Below are 15,145 nucleotides of genomic sequence, written 5' to 3'. Positions count from 1 at the left end.
TTTGCTGCTAAGCGTAATTGCCATTGCGGCGCTGACCGCGGGCTTTTCGTATCAGGCCCAAGCCCACTCACTCGACGAAATCGACGCCATGCTTGAGGGCGACGAGAAATATTTCCAGACGATCGACAAGCCGGCGCCTGAATTCACGCTGCGCACCGCCGATGGGCGTGTCGTGCGAACGGCAGACCTGCGCGGCAAGGTGGTCGTCCTCCACTTCATCTACACATCGTGCCCGGATGTGTGCCCCCTGCACGCCGAGAAGATCGCCGAAGTCCAGAAAATGGTGAACGGCACGCTGATGAAAGGCCAGGTCACCTTTGTGACCATCACCACCGACCCTGCCAGGGACACGCCGGACGTGGTCAGCAAATACGGGCCGGCGCACGGGCTCGACCCCGTCAATTGGCTGTTCCTGACCACGCCGGCGGATCAGCCGGAGGATGCGACCCGCAGACTGGCGGAGGCCTTCGGCCACAAGTTCACGCTGACGGATGATGGTTATCAGATGCACGGCACCGTCACCCATGTGATCGACAAGGAGGGCCGCTGGCGGGCGAATTTCCATGGCCTGAATTTCGCCGCGGTCAATCTCGTCACCTTCGTCAATGCGCTCACCAACAATGTCGAGCGCCCGCACCATGAGCCGGAAACGGGATGGTGGGCGAAGATCAAGGGCATGTTCTGAGGCACCATTCACATGCCGGCGGTCCGGCGAAACAGAGGGAAGGAGAACCCTGTGATCCACAAGTCCAATCCACTGCGCGGAGCCATCGGCAAAATGGCCCGTGCCTTCGTTCTGGCCGGTGCAACGGTCTGGCTCGCGCTCGATCCTCACGGTCAGGCGATCGCCGCGGGCGAGATGTCCCAGGACCAGTTCGACCAGCGCATCCACGACTATATCCTCGCGCATCCCGAAGTCGTCATGGAGGCGCTGCAGAGCCTCGATGCCCGCCAGCGCGAGGCTGCGGCAAAAGAGGCGAAAGCCGCCCTGGCGGCCAAGGCCGACGATATCTTCCGGGACCCGGCGAGCCCAGTCGGCGGCAACGCCGAAGGCGACGTCACCATGGTCGAGTTCTTCGACTACAACTGCCCCTATTGCCGGCAGGTTGCGCCGATCATGGCGCAAGCCGTGGCCGACGATCCGCAGCTCAAGATCGTCTACAAGGAATTCCCGATCCTCAGCACGGATTCCGTATTTGCTTCCAAGGCGGCTCTCGCCGCAATGCGCCAGGGCAAATACATGGCATTCCACAAGGCCTTGTATGCGGTGAAGACGCGGGTGACCGAAGCGGTCGTGCTGAAGGTGGCTGCCGACGTCGGTCTCGATGTGGCTAAACTGAAGACCGACATGCAGCGGCCCGATATCCAGGCGTCGATCGACCGGAATACGCAACTCGCCCAGGCGCTGAAGATCAGCGGAACGCCAAGCTTCGTCGTTGGCGAGCAGATTTTCCCCGGCGCGACCGACCTCGCAACGATGAAGAAACTGATCGAGCAGGCGAGGAACAGCAAATGAGCCGGATATGCTACCCAACCCGACGGACGGTTGTTCTGGGCAGCGCCTTTGGCGCCGCTGCGGTCGTCGGCTTGCTCAAGAGGCCGGATTTGGCGATCGCCGCGGAGGATTCCGATCTGGTGCGCCGTTTCAAATATCTCAGCCAGAACGGCAACAGCACGTGTTCGGCCAAGTTCACGGAGTCGATCGCGACCATGCCGGCGATGTCGCGGATTACGGGCTCGTGCTGCAGCCCAATGGAGACAAAGCGCTATGCCGAGCAGGTGAACGGTTTGGCCAGGTACCGCGAGATCGCGATGATCCCAAGCGATCCGTACGATATTCCAGCCGGCATCGCACAGAAGATGATGCCCTACTACGATTTGAAACTCTCCGGCGACGAGCAGCAAGCCTATGACTATGCGATGGCTAATTCCAACGAGAAAGGCCCTTGCTGCTGCCAATGCTGGCGCTGGAAAGTGTATGGCGGATTGGCGAAGTTCCTGATCCGCGAGCACGGTTTCACCGGCAAGCAGGTCGTCGACGTCTGGGATCTCTCGGACGGCTGCGGCGGAGGTATGTGAGACGGCAAGGACAGGACACTTCCGGTTGGCGGGACAAGGCGACAGGCGGCCGATCGGTTTCCTGGTCGTCTTGACCGAATTCCACGGCGAGCTAATTGCCTTCGCAGTCGCCGATGCTTACCGACGAAGGCGGGCCTTCACTGACCGTAAAGGTGATTGCAATGATGAATGGACCAATGGGTACGTGGATGATGGGCGGCATGGCGCTCGTCTGGGTCCTGGTGTTCGTCGCCCTCTTGCTCGCGATTGCAGCCCTGGTCAAATACCTGCGAACCTGAAGCCGTAGATACCTTCAAGCATACGGCTATGCGATGGCAATTCCGGGGAGAAGGGGCCAGCTGCCAGCTGTAGCGGTAGCATATTAGACGACCAGGACAACACGACCCCGCACCACTCGTCAGGCAAAGCCTGGAACCGGCTTGGTCTTGCCGCTCAGTTGCGCGCCCAATGTCAGTGCCTGCGGGAAATTCCGGACGATCGCCGCCATCAAGGTGGCGCTGCCGGGGCGAAGGGCAATTCCGGCAAGGGTCGCGGCAGCGTAGACCCGTGTGGAGAACAGTCTTTTCCAGGCCGCCTCATAGCGTCTGGCGGCGGCCTCGCGCCCTGCCCGGCCACTTGGCGCGGATGCGAGTTCGCAGGCCAGCAGCCAGCCGGACTGCAGCGCCATCGAGATGCCCTCGGCGATGACAGGATGAGACTCTCCGGCTGCATTGCCGACGCGGAAGATGTCCCCTCCGTAGCAGGAGCGAATTCCCGGCCGGATCGGACCTGCGGCAAGCCACGGACCGTCGAGAAGCGCCGGTTCCAGGGCGTCTCTCACGCCCCGGCATGAGTCCACGAGATGGCGGGAGACCGCATCGGCGGCCGACACATGGCTCCGGCGTTTGGAGCCACGTTGTTTGCGTAACCGCGCCAGCATATCGCGGCGAATGCAGCACGAGATCGACAACCGGCCATGATCCGCCGAGACCATGCCACCATAGCCGCCGGGGAAGGCCAGCAGAGGCATCAAATCCGGCGCGAGCGACGACCCGGTGAAATGCGCCTTGAAGCCGAGCAGGTCCGACGGGCGATTGGTCTTTCCGAGCTGGCTGGGCAATGGTCCCGGTTCCCAAGAGCCGTGAGCGGCGACAATCACCGGCGCATGCAACATCGCCGTTTCATCTCCGGCTTGAATTCGTACCCGTTGCATCTCGCCATCCCGCTCGATGGCAACGGCGCGGCAGGGCTGAAAGATTTCGACACCCGCCGATCGCGCCGCCAGCAAAAGCAGAGAGTCGAGAATGTCCCGGCCGAGCGCCCGGCCGAAGCCATCCTTCGCACGAGGCCCAGCTCCTGCACGTGGCATTGCCGCCTCGACGCAGGTCTCGCCGGAAAACAAGCCGACGCGGCGGATTTCGGGGCCGGCATTGGCACGCCAGGCGTCGCCGATCTCCAGCTGGTCGAGAAGCGCAAGATTGCTTGCCGAGATATATTCGCCGCAGACCTTGCGGCGTGGAAATGCGGTCTTTTCCACAATTGCCACGGCCCATCCGCGCCGGGCCAGCGTGAGCGCGACGGAGGTGCCCGCCGGGCCGGCGCCTATGATGATCGCGTCATGAGTCGACAATCGCGTCATGAGTCGCTGCCGGCACTGGCGCCGACGAAGATGTGGGAGAAGAGGCCGGCGCGCCGCTCCTCGACCGGTTTGCCGTTGGCCGCAAGCCAGAGACCGGAAAGCTCGCTGCCGCGAAAGCCGGCACGCACGCTTTGCGCCGCATCGTTTCGTGTGACGTCATTGGCGCCGATGGCCGGCAGAAGACGAGTCGCGGCCAGCGCCAGTTTCGCCCGCAACGGCTCTGTCGCCAGGAGCAACGGGGCTTTCGGCCTGATCAGCGAAAACAGATGCATGAGCTGTGCATCATCGAGGTGATGCAGGAACAGATTGACCGTGACGGCGTCGAACGGCGCGCCCTCGATCTTTCCTGCCCAGTCGAAGACATCGGCGATGATCCCTTCAGCCTTCCATCCCAACCTGTCAAAATCACTGCGCAATTGCGCAGTGACGAGGTCGACGCGGTCGAGCATCACCAGTTCGACCCCAGGCCAATGCCTGGCCATGCGCCGCGCCACCGCGAGCATGAAGGAGCCATCGCCGGCGCCGATCTCCAGGATGCGGCGTGGCGATTTTGGCACAAACCTCTTGAGCAACGACGTCATGATCGGCACCTGAAACATCAGCATGTTGATCCGCCGAAGGTCGCGACGCGCGGTCAGCGCTCGCGGATCGTCGGCCGCAAGTCCGTCGAGGATTTCCGGCGCAAGCTGCCGATGCTTCAGGCCGCTCATGACACCGTTCGAAAGAGCATGGTTTCGGCCGTCAGCCCGGGCCCGAACGACATGCCGCAGCCGAGCAAGCCGGGTGGCGCCTTCAACATCTCTTTCATCACGAACATGACGGTCGCGGACGACATGTTCCCGTATTGGCGCAACACCGCGCGCGATGGTTCCAGCGCAGTGGGCTCCAGTTCCAGAGCCCTTTCGACAGCGTCGAGCACCGAACGTCCACCCGGGTGCACGGCCCAAAGGTCGATGTCTTCCGCCGATCGACCGCCGAGGATGGCGGCCTGGCTGTTCCGCAACGCTTCATGAATCGCTGCCGGCACCTGGCCGGAAAGAACCATTTCGAAGCCGTGGTCGCGAATGTTCCAGCGCATCAGGTCCCGCCGTTCCCTCGCCACCAGACAGTGAAAGCTATCGAGCTCGATGCCGGCCGGCTCGGCAGTGATGAGCGCAGCCGCGCAGCCGTCGCCCCAAAGGCAGAACGACAGCAGTTTTTCCAGCTCGGTGGTTTCACGCAGATGCATCGTGCAGAGTTCGATATTGACCAGCAGGACCTTGGCCTGCGGCTCGGAGCGGACGATGTGGCGGGCCAGCTTGAGGCCGTTGATCGCCGCATAGCAACCCATGAACCCGATCATCGTGCGTTCCACGCTGTCCGGCAGCCCGCAGCGCGCAACCAGCTCGAGATCGATGCCCGGCGCCGAAAAACCGGTGCAGGTGGTGACGATAAGATGGGTGATGCGGGAAGCGTCGTCGCCAAGCTGCAATCCGTCGATGCCCTTTTGCGCAAGGACAGGTGCGGCATCGTCGAACATCGCCATTCTCGCCGCCGTTCCGGGAAACGCGCCGCGGATAAAGGTCCCGGCCAGGTCGGCGGATGGTCCTTCGGGATCGGACGCCGGCGCAAAGCAGGAATAGCGGTGCTCGATGCCGGCAAGATCGGCCATGCGTTCGAAGATCCTCCGGCGATCGGCAGCGAGCATGGAGGCCGCGAAACGCAGGTAGAATTGATGAACCTCGTGCTCCGGCACCGCTGTCGCGATCCGGTTGATATAGGCCCTGACGGGCATGTTCTGTCTCCTCGGCGTCTGCACGGTGTTGCGTCGAGCCACCGCCGGAGGGTCTTTGCTCATCGGCACCCGATGTCGAACGCCGGGTTTTGAGCACTGTTCGATAAACGTTTCCGAGGACCGATTTCTTCCCGAAGGTTCAGTATGTGCTGGCAGGCAAACGGTTGGAGCCGGCGGGCCGTTGCGTCGGGCATCCAAAATCGCCACATCATGTTGACCTTCCATCTACTGGAAGGTCTATTTCCTCCGACAAAGGAGATTTCCGCCATGAACATCGGCGTCGCATCCGAAAAATCCGGCCTGCCGGCCAAGACGATCCGCTACTATGAGGATATCGGGCTCTTGCACCCGGCACGGACAGACAACGGCTATCGCGATTACTCGACGGCCGATATTCACCGGCTGCGCTTCCTGCAGCGCTCGCGAAGCCTCGGGTTTTCGGTCGACGAATGCCGCCAGTTGCTCTCGCTGTACCAAGACAGGCAACGCGACAGCGCCGACGTGAAGGCGATCGCGAAAGCCAAGCTGGTGGAGATTGACAGGAAGATCGCCGAACTGGTCGGATTGCGCGGCTTGCTTCACCATCTGGTCAGTCACTGCCACGGTGACGAGCGGCCGGATTGCCCGATCATCGACGAGTTGGCGGGACAAGGCGCGGCCCAGTGAGGCTCGCAGCAGCTGTAACGGTGCTGTCGCTTGCCTGCGTCTCTGTCGTGCTCGCTGCCGCCCATTCGAGCCGTGATACGATCATCGAGGCTCGCCAGGCCTCGATGAAGGAAATGGCCGCGGCGGCAAAGGCGATCGCCGGGATGTTCGACGGCAAGCAGGCGTACGACGCCGCGGCCTTCAAGGCGGCGGCCGAGACCATCCGCGCCCGCACCGGCCCTGCCCTGATTGCCGAATTCCCCAGCGCGACATTGGGTGCGCCTTCAGGCGCCAAGCCGGATATCGACCCCGCCCGCGCGGAGTTCGAAGGGCTGGCACGCCACATCGGAACGCTGGCCAGCGCCCTGGCCGCCGACGCCGAGCGGGCACCACCGCATATCACCGACGACATGAGAATGGGTTCCGGCCTGGCAATGGGCGGTGGCAGCCTGCTTGGCAAGCGACCATCACTCGCGGAAGCCGATCCCACTAAGTTGCCGGCGGAGCACCTCCTGCATCTCATCTTGCAGGATTGCTCGAGCTGCCATTCAAAGTTCCGGCAAAAGGTCGAGTAATAGCGTCAGCTCCGCACCTGCTGATCCGCCATGAAATTGCGCCAGCCGCCGAAATGCGAGATCTCCTCTGCATCGGTGAGGCCGGCACTTTCGACGAGAAAGCCTTTCGGCGACGTTCCGTCATCGAGCAGAAGCGTGCCGATGCCGAGCGGCGGCGGGATCGCGGCGACGAAGCGGCCGAAGGCTTGCGGCGACAGCCGCCAGACTTCGACCTCGATCGCTGTGCCCTTGCCGTTGCAGGTGCGCTCGAGCCCAGGCCGCGGCACCGACTGGCCGGCGAGCGCGTAGAGCCGGTAGAGCGGCGCCGTTCTTGCAGCCCGGGCGAAAATCGCGCCGAGCTGCTGCAACTGGCCGTTCAGCGCCATGCCCGATAGATGCGCGCCGACCACGGCCAGTTCGATCGTGCCTTCATCCACGTTCGCGCAAACATCGCCACGCGGCGGCAGCGGCCAGCCGGTAGCGCCCAGCGCAAGGCGGCTTGCCGCATGGACATCGCGGGCAAGCGACGCCGTCAGGTGGTCCTTGCCCGCCGCGGCAAGCAAGGTGACGCTCATCGGCAGACCGTCGCTGCGTGTTCCGCTCGGCACGGCGATGCCGCACATGTCGAGCAGGTTGACGAAATTGGTGTAGGTGCCGAGCCGGCTGTTGGTGACGATCGGATCAGCCAACACCGCTTCGACCGTGTAGTGCGTCGGCGCGGTCGGCACACAGAATAGGTCGACCGAGGCGATGACCGGCGCAAGCCTGGCCTTGTAGGCCTGCAAGGCATAGAGCCCATTGAAGGCGTCCGCGGCTGAAAGTTTTCGCCCGCCGCCGATGATCTGCCGCGTCACCGGATGCATGGCGGCCTCGTTGGCATCCATGAAGTCCCTGATCGCGGCGTAACGCTCGGCTACCCAGGCGCCTTCATAAAGCAGGTTGGCCGTGGCGTAGAAATCGCCGAACGCGATTTCGACCAGCCTGCAGCCCAGCGCCTCCAGCGAGGCAAGAGCGGCCTCGAAGCCCGCCTGCATCGCTTCGTCGCCGAAGAACGTCCGATCGGCCCTGGCCGGCACGCCGACCGTCAGCACCGGCGGGCGCGCTGCAAGGCCCTGGACGCCGAGGTCACGCGAATAGGGATCGGCGTCGTCCTTTGCGGCCGCCGCCTCGAACACATGGTAGGCGTCGTCGACGGTAAGCGCGAAGACCGAGACGCAATCGAGTGTCCGGCAGGCCGGCACGACGCCGGCGGCTGATAGCGCGCCGACGCTTGGCTTGAGCCCGACGATGTTGTTGAGGCCGGCGGGAATGCGCCCCGAACCGGCGGTGTCGGTGCCAAGCGCGAACGAGACGATGCCACGCGCCGTCGCCACGGCCGAGCCGCACGATGAGCCGCCAGGCACCAGTTTCGGGTCGATCGCATTCCTCGGGATTGGATAGGGCGTGCGCACGCCGACCAGGCCGGTGGCGAACTGGTCGAGATTGGTCTTGCCGACGACCAGTGCGCCGGCGGCCTTGAGCCGCGCGACGACCGTGGCGTCTTTCGCCGGCAAGTAGGCATATTCCGCGCAAGCCGCCGTCGTCGGCATGCCGGCAACATCGATGTTGTCCTTGACCGCGAATGGCACGCCCCACAGCGGCTTTGCCCCCGAATCGAATGGGCCGAGCCTTTCCGCTTCGGCGAGCATCTCCGCCCTACTCGCGAGATGGATGAAGATGCCCGGGTCATCGGCCGCCGCAAGCCGCGCATGGATCGTATCGATCACCTCGCCGATGCTGACGCCGGCCTGATAGGCGGCGTGCAGGCTCGCTATGTCGAAGTGGATGTCGCTCATTTGGCCTCGTCCAGAATGACTACCGGTAGGTTCCACTGGATGAGCACGACGCAGCCGTCTTTTGTCCACACCGAATGCTCGGTTCCGACCGGGTTCAGGATCACGCTGCCCGCGGCATGATCGCCGTTCTCGTCGCTCTGGGTGCCTTCCAGCACGACGATCGTTTCCAGTCCGGCATGGCGGTGACGCGGCACCGCGGCGCCGGGCCGGTAGTTCAGGATCGCGACCGACGGTTCCATCGGCCTACCCTTGAGCAGCCAATGCACCGTGATGCCTTCGCGGAAATGCTCGAATGGGAGATCACGCCATCCACCATTGAGGAGGCCGGCAAAGGCAAGGTTAGGCATTGGAAATTCCCTCGAGCACCTGGTCCGTCGTCGCCGTCCAGCCGACGATGGCGCCCTGAGCCCTGATCATGGCAAGGGCAGCCGCCTTGAACTCGGGGAAGTAGCTCTCAGTGGCATCCTCCGCCAGCAGGCATTCGTAGCCGCGGTCGTTGGCCTCGCGCATCGTGGTCTGCACACAGACCTCCGTCGTTACCCCGGCAAAGACCAGTTGCTGTGCGCCAAGCCGCTTCAGGTCGTCGCCGAAGCTGGTGGCATAGAACGCGCCCTTGCCCGGCTTTTCGATGACGATTTCGCCGGGCAATGGGGCAAGTTCATCGAGGATCGCCGTTCCCGGTTCGCCGACGATCAGCACACGGCCCATTGGACCGACATCGCCGATCCTAATCGACGGATTGCCGCGATTGCGCTTGGCCGGCGGCAGGTCCGAAAAATCTGCCTTGTGGCACTCCATCGTGTGGATGACCGGCAGGCCGGCGGCGCGAAATCCCTCGATCAGCCTTTTCACCGTCGGCACGATCGCCGTGATCCGGCTGACGTCATTGCCGAGGCTGGCGCCGAAGCCGCCGGGTTCGGCGAAATCACGCTGCATGTCGATGACGACCAGCGCCGTCGCCTCAGGCCTGAAGGCAAACGGAAACGGCAGCGCCTCAATCTCCGCCATCAGTGATGTCCCGCCATGTGCTCGCCGATCGTCTGCACGCTCGCCTGCGCGATCGGCGTCTCGTAGACCAGCGCGCCGTCCGACATGACGAAGATGCGGTCCGAGAGCTCGAGCAGTTCATCGAGGTCCTCCGACATGAGGAGCACTGCGGCGCCGGCATTGCGCGCCTTCATGATGCGGGCGCGTATTTCGGCGACGGCGGAGAAGTCGAGGCCGAAGCAGGGATTCGACACGATGAGCAAGTCGACGTCGCCGGTCAGTTCCCGCGCCAGCACCGCGCGCTGCACATTGCCGCCCGACAGCGACGAAATCGGCGAAGCGAGCGAGGCCGTCTTGACCTTGAACTGTTCGACCAGACGGGCCGCGTAGACCCTGATCGCGCTCATCCTGATCCAGTTGACCGGCTTGCCGGCCTCGTTGAGGTCGAAGGTGCGGAAGGCCATGTTTTCCGCCACCGTCATCTTCGGTGCGCAGGCATTGCGCAACGGTTCCTCCGGAATGAAGCGAACATTGAGCGTGCGCGCCTCGCTGCGGCTGGCGCCATAGGGCGAGCCTTTCACCAGAACGTCACCGCCATTGCGCGCCCGCTGTCCGGCAAGGACTTCGAGAAACTCCTTCTGGCCGTTGCCGGAGATGCCGGCGACGCCGACGATCTCACCGGATTTCACATCGAGCTCGCCGATGTCGATGATTTTCAAGCCGGTGCGGTCGGGTGCCTTCAGCGACTTTACCGTCAGCACCCGCCTGGCGCCCGCCGGCACCGGAGCGCGGCTGTCGAGTGCTGCAATCGGTTGGTCGCCGATCATCATCGCCGCCATCTGTTTGTGCGAAAGCTCCGAGACTTTGCCGGTTCCGGTCAGCAGGCCCTTGCGCAGCACGGTGATGTCGTCGGCAAAGGCGGTCACCTCGTGGAATTTGTGCGAGATCATCAGCACCGTAAGGTCGCCGGTACTGGTCATGTCGCGCACCAGGCCAAGCACTTCCTGCGCCTCGCCGGGGGTGAGCACCGAAGTCGGCTCGTCGAGCACCAGGAAACTGCGGCCGAGATAGAGCTGCTTGATGATTTCGAGCTTCTGCTTCTCGCCGGCCGCAAGTTCCGCCACCTTGACGTCGAGCGGCAGCTTGAACGGCATCCGCTGCATGAATTGCGCAAGCGCGGCGCGCTCCTTGCGCCAGTCGATGACGCCGGGCACCTTCTCGCGCGAAATGACCAGGTTCTCCGCACCGGTCAGCGACGGGACGAGCGTGAAATGCTGGTAGACCATGCCGAGCCCGAGCGCCGAGGCGTCCTTGGGGCTGGCGATCGCGACCTCGCGGCCATCGACCAGCATGTCGCCGGCGGTCGGATGGTAAAAACCCATCATGCATTTGACCAGCGTCGACTTGCCGGCGCCGTTTTCGCCGAGCAGCGCATGGAATGATCCCGCCGGCACCTTGATCGAGACGTCGTCCAGCGCGGTGAAGGCGCCGAAGCGCATGGTCATGCCGATGGTCTCGACGCCGACAGCTTTCTTGCCGATGCTTCCGCTCAAGGTCGTGTCCTCACGGCAGTTGCGCGACGAAGGACCCCGAGTTCGATACCGCGCCGAACACCCCGCCCTGCATCTTGATCATCTTGATTGCAGCGAGATGGTTGCCGTAGTCGGTCGCGCCGCAGCAATCCTCCAGCATCACGCATTCGAAGCCGCGATCATTGGCCTCGCGCATCGTCGTGTGGACGCAGACATCGGTGGTGATGCCGGTCAGCACGATGTTTTCGATGCTGCGCTGGCGCAGGATCAGCTCCAGGTCGGTGGCGCAGAACGAGCCCTTGCCCGGCTTGTCGATGATCGGTTCGCCCGCCGCCGGATAGAGGTCGGGGATGATGTCCCAGCCGGCTTCGCCGCGCACCAGGATGCGCCCGCAAGGCCCGGGGTCGCCGATGCCGGCATTGATGCGGCGCGAGCGCCAGCGCTTGTTGGCCGGCAGGTCGGCGAGATCGGGCCGGTGGCCCTCGCGCGTGTGGATGATGGTGTAGCCCTTGGCCCGCATGGCTGCGAGCACCGACTTGATCGGCTCGATCGGCGCCCGCACCAGCGAAAGATCGTAGCCCATATGATCGACATAGCCGCCCGGCCCGCAGAAATCGGTCTGCATGTCGATGATGATCAACGCCGTGTTGTCCGGCCGCAGCTCGCCATTATAGGGCCATGGATAGGGATCGGCGTCGATGTAGCGCTGGGTGATCTCGGCTCTGGCGTTCATCGGAAAAACTCCAGTCATTTGGTGATCGACAATTCGCCCGGCGCGCCGGCAAGCGTGCGGCTCGGCGACGAGGTGGCGATCATGATGATGAGCGTGAGGATGTAAGGTGCGGCGTAGAAGAGATAGTAGCCCTGGGTCACCCCGACCGACTGCAACGCCGGGCCCAGCGCGCCGGCACCGCCGAACAACAGTGCCGCGGCAAAGCAGCCAAGCGGATTCCAGCGCGCGAAGATGACCAGCGCCACCGCCATCAGGCCCTGCCCTGACGAGATGCGTTCGGTCCAGCTGCCGGGGTAATAAAGCGACAGATAGGCGCCGCCGATGCCGGCGAGCGCGCCGCCGACACCTGTCGCAAGCAGGCGCACGGTGTTGGGATTGAGGCCCATGGCGCGCGCCGCATCGGAGCTGTCGCCGACGACGCGCACGATCAGGCCGGCGCGCGTGTTGCGGAAGGCCCACCACAGGAACACGGCAAGTGCCGCACCAATCAGGAACAGCACGTTGACGTTGAGCGCCGCCTGCACCTGCGGAATGTTCGACCAGCCACCGAAGGCGATGGCCGGCAGGTCTGGCGCCGAGGGCTGGATGAACGGCTTGCCGAAGAAGAAGGCGAGACCGGACCCGAACAGCATCAGCGCAATGCCGATGGCGATGTCGTTCACCCCGCGGAATTTGCAGATCCAGCCGTGGAACAGGCCGAAGCAAAGACCGGCACCGGCGGCGGCCACCAGGCCCAGCCATGGCGAGCCGGTCATCACTGCGACGGCATAGGCGGTCATGGCGCCGAAGACCAGCGTGCCTTCGAGGCCGAGATTGATGCGGCCGGAGCGTTCGGTGATGGCTTCGCCGAGCGAGACGAAGATGAACGGTGTCGAAACGCGGATGGCGCCGCCGAGTATGGCAAGCGGCACGCCCCACAGGCCGATCTCGGTCGCGTCCATCAGGAGCTCCTCTTCCACAGATCGGGATTAAAGACCTTGAAGCGGCCGTAAAAGGTTTCGCTGAACAGGATGACGACGAAGAGCATGCCTTGCAGCACCAGCACGGTGGCGTCGGGTAGGTCCATGCGGCGCTGGATCAGCCCGCCGGACGCGCCGATGCCGCCGAGCAGGAAAGCGACCGGAACGATGGCGAGCGGATTGTGGCGGGCGAGGAAGGCGACGAGGATGCCGGTATAGCCGTAGCCGGCGGCGAGCGAGGCGTTGGCACTGCCCTGCACGGCGCCGACCTCCAGCATGCCGGCCAGCCCGGCGAAGCCGCCGGCCAACCCGGTGAAGCCGACGATCAGCGGCCCGACGGCAAGCCCTTGCACCTGGGCCGCCCTGACATTGCCGCCGGCGATGCGGGCGGCAAAACCCCAGCGTGTCTTTTCGATCAACAGCCAGGATAGGATGCAGGCGACGATACCGACGACCAGGCCCCAGTGCACGTCCATGCCTGGAATGTTGCCGATGCGGTAGGCATCCACCAGCGGCTCGGTCGAGGGTTTGTTGAGCGAGGCCGGATCGCGCAGCGGCCCTTCGACAAGATGGTTCATCAGCGCGATGGCGATATAGGCCATCAGCAGGCTGGAGATGGTTTCGTTGACGGCGCGGTAGTGGCGGAGTGCGCCGACGGCACCGATCCAGATGCCGCCGGCGACCACGCCCGCCACGCCCATCAGCAGGATGACCAGAAAAGCCGGCGCGCCATTCGCCGCGACGCCGATGGCGGCGGCGGCAACGCCGCCCAGCACGATCGCGCCTTCGCCGCCGATCACGACGAGCCCGAGCCGTGCCGGCAGCGCCACGCAGAGCGCTGCCAGTAAAAGCGGTGCTGCCCGCGAGAGCGAGTTCTGGATCGAGAACCACGAGCCGAAGCCACCGCGCCACATCGTCTCGTAGAGTTGCACCGGCGATGTGCCGACCAGCGCGATGAACACGCTGAACAGCGCCATGCCGACGATCAGCGCCGCGAGCGGTATGACGAAGGCTTCCGCGCGCCGCGCCGCCCATTCGAGCGCCGCCGGATAATTCCTGGCGCCAAACAGCGCCGGTGCGCCCGCAGTGCTGATCGTGTCTGCCATGGCCCCGTCTCCGATCCGGTTCAGGCGGTCGAACCGACGACTCCCTCGACCAGGTAGTCCATGCTTTCGAGCTCGAGCGCGGTCTCGACGAAGGCCTGGCCTTCGGTCGCGACGACGACGCCCTTGTTGCTCTTCAGCGGACCCTTGATGACGGAAAATCCGCCTTTCATCATTTCGGCCAGCGTGCCGTCGAACTGCTTGCGGGCGGCGTCGCCGACGGCGGGGCCGAGCGGGCTCATCTTGACGAAGCCGTCGGCCAGGCCGCCGCGCGTGAAATTGGGCAGCGGTGTGCCGGCCACCAGATCGTCGACGAACATCTTGTAGACCTTGGCCCAGTTCCATTCCGCGCCGGTCAGGTATTTTTCCGGCGCCAGCGGGCTCTGGTTGGCATGATAGCCGCAGACGAAGGCGCCACGCCCGGCCGCCGTCTCGACCACCACCTTGGGACTGTCGACATGGCAGGTGATGACGTCGGCACCCTGGTCGACCAGCGCATTCGTGGCCTCCGCCTCCTTGACCGCCAGCGACCACTCGCCGGTGAAGATCACCTGGCAGGTGATGGTCGGGTCGACCGAGCGCGCGCCGAGCAGGAAGGAATTGATGTTGAGCAGCACCTGCGGGATCGGCTTTGCCGCGACGAAGCCGAGCTTCTTGGTCTTGCTGGTGTGGCCGGCGACGACGCCGTTCAGATACTGGCCCATGCCGATATAGCCGAAATAGGAACCGGCATTCATCGGATGCTTGTCCTTGTTCCACATGCCACCGCAATGGCGGAACTGCACGTCGGGGAATTTCGTGCACATGGCCAGCATGTGCGGATCGAAATAGCCGAACGAGGTCGGGAAGATCAGCGACGCACCGTCGAGATTGATCATCGATTCCATCGTCTTCTGGACGTCGACCGTCTCCGGCACGTTCTCCTCTTCGACGACGGAAATGCCTTCGATCCCCTTCAGCGTGGCGGCGCCTTCGGCATGCGCCTGGTTGTAGCCGTAATCGTCCTTTGGCCCGACATAGATGAAGCCGACGGTGGCCGTCGCGGCGAAGGCCCTGCTTATCGGAAACGATGCGGACGCAAGGCCGAGCGCCGCTCCGGCGGCGGACGTCTTGAGTAGGTCGCGGCGGCTAAGCATGAATCTCTCGGACATTGAATGCTCCCTCTGTGGGGCCTTTGGGGCCGGTTAACACCTCAATGAAAGAAGTGTATGCAATCAATGTGCCAGTTTCAGAAATGGGATTTATTCAGCAATATCAATGAGTGCGCCGACGTGGACTGCACAAAGCCGGAGCAATTGCATACACTTTTTGCCTTCAAAATCGTCA

General features: G+C 63.9%; 17 protein-coding genes. 6 read left to right on the top strand and 11 right to left on the bottom strand.

All coding sequences use genetic code 11. The annotated features are described in order from the left end of the window. Position 1: 1 nt before the first annotated feature. The 4 genes from RQ479_RS00190 to RQ479_RS00175 all read left to right on the top strand — a co-directional run bounded on the left by RQ479_RS00190 (position 2) and on the right by RQ479_RS00175 (position 2,357). A complete protein-coding gene (locus RQ479_RS00190; protein WP_376703679.1) occupies positions 2–685 on the top strand; it encodes an SCO family protein in 684 nt (227 codons plus the stop codon). Positions 686–736: 51 nt separating this feature from the next. Then, complete coding sequence (locus RQ479_RS00185; RefSeq protein WP_376703678.1) at positions 737–1,516, top strand: DsbA family protein; 780 nt, start codon at positions 737–739, stop codon at positions 1,514–1,516. Continuing rightward, positions 1,513–2,079 (top strand): hypothetical protein, encoded by a 567-nt coding sequence (locus RQ479_RS00180; protein WP_376703677.1) that lies wholly within the window; start codon positions 1,513–1,515, stop codon positions 2,077–2,079. The genes RQ479_RS00185 and RQ479_RS00180 overlap by 4 nt, the downstream gene beginning before the upstream one ends. A gap of 113 nt (positions 2,080–2,192) precedes the next feature. Then, on the top strand, positions 2,193–2,357 hold the full coding sequence (locus RQ479_RS00175) for a hypothetical protein (protein ID WP_023720633.1): 165 nt from the start codon (positions 2,193–2,195) through the stop codon (positions 2,355–2,357). Positions 2,358–2,476: 119 nt separating this feature from the next. On the opposite strand, the gene RQ479_RS00170 is transcribed toward RQ479_RS00175, so the two are convergent. The 3 genes from RQ479_RS00170 to RQ479_RS00160 are packed head-to-tail and all read right to left on the bottom strand — an operon-like array spanning position 2,477 to position 5,471. Further along, positions 2,477–3,697, bottom strand: a complete 1,221-nt coding sequence (locus RQ479_RS00170; protein WP_376703676.1) for an NAD(P)/FAD-dependent oxidoreductase — start codon at positions 3,695–3,697, stop codon at positions 2,477–2,479. Beyond that, complete coding sequence (locus RQ479_RS00165) at positions 3,694–4,407, bottom strand: methyltransferase domain-containing protein (RefSeq protein WP_376703675.1); 714 nt, start codon at positions 4,405–4,407, stop codon at positions 3,694–3,696. Before RQ479_RS00165 ends, RQ479_RS00170 begins: the two co-directional genes overlap by 4 nt. Further along, positions 4,404–5,471 (bottom strand): type III polyketide synthase, encoded by a 1,068-nt coding sequence (locus tag RQ479_RS00160; RefSeq protein WP_376703674.1) that lies wholly within the window; start codon positions 5,469–5,471, stop codon positions 4,404–4,406. Before RQ479_RS00160 ends, RQ479_RS00165 begins: the two co-directional genes overlap by 4 nt. A 267-nt stretch (positions 5,472–5,738) precedes the next feature. Between RQ479_RS00160 and cueR the strand changes: the two genes are divergently transcribed. After that, on the top strand, positions 5,739–6,137 hold the full coding sequence (gene cueR / locus RQ479_RS00155; RefSeq protein WP_376703673.1) for a Cu(I)-responsive transcriptional regulator: 399 nt from the start codon (positions 5,739–5,741) through the stop codon (positions 6,135–6,137). Beyond that, positions 6,134–6,691, top strand: coding sequence for a cytochrome c (locus RQ479_RS00150; protein WP_376703672.1), 558 nt, complete (start codon positions 6,134–6,136; stop codon positions 6,689–6,691). Before cueR ends, RQ479_RS00150 begins: the two co-directional genes overlap by 4 nt. Before the next feature lie 5 nt (positions 6,692–6,696). Here the strand turns inward: RQ479_RS00150 and atzF are convergent, their stop codons facing one another. The 8 genes from atzF to RQ479_RS00110 are packed head-to-tail and all read right to left on the bottom strand — an operon-like array spanning position 6,697 to position 14,970. Next, positions 6,697–8,505, bottom strand: coding sequence for an allophanate hydrolase (gene atzF, locus RQ479_RS00145; protein WP_376703671.1), 1,809 nt, complete (start codon positions 8,503–8,505; stop codon positions 6,697–6,699). Then, positions 8,502–8,852, bottom strand: coding sequence for a cupin domain-containing protein (locus tag RQ479_RS00140; RefSeq protein WP_376703670.1), 351 nt, complete (start codon positions 8,850–8,852; stop codon positions 8,502–8,504). The genes atzF and RQ479_RS00140 overlap by 4 nt, the downstream gene beginning before the upstream one ends. Beyond that, positions 8,845–9,513, bottom strand: a complete 669-nt coding sequence (locus tag RQ479_RS00135; protein ID WP_376703669.1) for a cysteine hydrolase family protein — start codon at positions 9,511–9,513, stop codon at positions 8,845–8,847. The genes RQ479_RS00140 and RQ479_RS00135 overlap by 8 nt, the downstream gene beginning before the upstream one ends. Continuing rightward, the gene (locus RQ479_RS00130) at positions 9,513–11,045 is read right to left on the bottom strand and encodes an ABC transporter ATP-binding protein (RefSeq protein WP_376703668.1); all 1,533 of its coding nucleotides are present in this window, start codon (positions 11,043–11,045) and stop codon (positions 9,513–9,515) included. Before RQ479_RS00130 ends, RQ479_RS00135 begins: the two co-directional genes overlap by 1 nt. A gap of 10 nt (positions 11,046–11,055) precedes the next feature. Continuing rightward, positions 11,056–11,757 (bottom strand): cysteine hydrolase family protein, encoded by a 702-nt coding sequence (locus RQ479_RS00125; RefSeq protein ID WP_376703667.1) that lies wholly within the window; start codon positions 11,755–11,757, stop codon positions 11,056–11,058. 14 nt (positions 11,758–11,771) lie between these two features. Next, positions 11,772–12,698, bottom strand: a complete 927-nt coding sequence (locus RQ479_RS00120; protein ID WP_376703666.1) for an ABC transporter permease — start codon at positions 12,696–12,698, stop codon at positions 11,772–11,774. Beyond that, positions 12,698–13,822: an ABC transporter permease gene (locus RQ479_RS00115; protein WP_376703665.1), complete on the bottom strand. Its 1,125-nt coding sequence runs from the start codon at positions 13,820–13,822 to the stop codon at positions 12,698–12,700. Before RQ479_RS00115 ends, RQ479_RS00120 begins: the two co-directional genes overlap by 1 nt. A 20-nt stretch (positions 13,823–13,842) precedes the next feature. Then, on the bottom strand, positions 13,843–14,970 hold the full coding sequence (locus tag RQ479_RS00110) for a BMP family ABC transporter substrate-binding protein (RefSeq protein WP_376703664.1): 1,128 nt from the start codon (positions 14,968–14,970) through the stop codon (positions 13,843–13,845). Between the last annotated feature and the right edge of the window lie 175 nt (positions 14,971–15,145).

The organism is Mesorhizobium sp. ISC25, assembly GCF_042295465.1.
GTDB lineage: Bacteria > Pseudomonadota > Alphaproteobacteria > Rhizobiales > Rhizobiaceae > Mesorhizobium.
Note: the sequence above shows the minus strand (reverse complement) of the source record. Positions and strands in the feature narration are given on the sequence as shown.

What these genes read in the sequence shown, in the direction of transcription:
- RQ479_RS00180 (WP_376703677.1), top strand. Translation starts at nt 1,513, where the DNA reads ATGAGCCGGATATGCTACCCAACCCGACGGACGGTTGTTCTGGGCAGC.
- RQ479_RS00175 (WP_023720633.1), top strand. Translation starts at nt 2,193, where the DNA reads ATGCTTACCGACGAAGGCGGGCCTTCACTGACCGTAAAGGTGATTGCA.
- RQ479_RS00170 (WP_376703676.1), bottom strand. Translation starts at nt 3,697, where the DNA reads ATGACGCGATTGTCGACTCATGACGCGATCATCATAGGCGCCGGCCCG.
- RQ479_RS00165 (WP_376703675.1), bottom strand. Translation starts at nt 4,407, where the DNA reads ATGAGCGGCCTGAAGCATCGGCAGCTTGCGCCGGAAATCCTCGACGGA.
- RQ479_RS00160 (WP_376703674.1), bottom strand. Translation starts at nt 5,471, where the DNA reads ATGCCCGTCAGGGCCTATATCAACCGGATCGCGACAGCGGTGCCGGAG.
- cueR (WP_376703673.1), top strand. Translation starts at nt 5,739, where the DNA reads ATGAACATCGGCGTCGCATCCGAAAAATCCGGCCTGCCGGCCAAGACG.
- atzF (WP_376703671.1), bottom strand. Translation starts at nt 8,505, where the DNA reads ATGAGCGACATCCACTTCGACATAGCGAGCCTGCACGCCGCCTATCAG.
- RQ479_RS00140 (WP_376703670.1), bottom strand. Translation starts at nt 8,852, where the DNA reads ATGCCTAACCTTGCCTTTGCCGGCCTCCTCAATGGTGGATGGCGTGAT.
- RQ479_RS00135 (WP_376703669.1), bottom strand. Translation starts at nt 9,513, where the DNA reads ATGGCGGAGATTGAGGCGCTGCCGTTTCCGTTTGCCTTCAGGCCTGAG.
- RQ479_RS00125 (WP_376703667.1), bottom strand. Translation starts at nt 11,757, where the DNA reads ATGAACGCCAGAGCCGAGATCACCCAGCGCTACATCGACGCCGATCCC.
- RQ479_RS00120 (WP_376703666.1), bottom strand. Translation starts at nt 12,698, where the DNA reads ATGGACGCGACCGAGATCGGCCTGTGGGGCGTGCCGCTTGCCATACTC.
- RQ479_RS00115 (WP_376703665.1), bottom strand. Translation starts at nt 13,822, where the DNA reads ATGGCAGACACGATCAGCACTGCGGGCGCACCGGCGCTGTTTGGCGCC.
- RQ479_RS00110 (WP_376703664.1), bottom strand. Translation starts at nt 14,970, where the DNA reads ATGTCCGAGAGATTCATGCTTAGCCGCCGCGACCTACTCAAGACGTCC.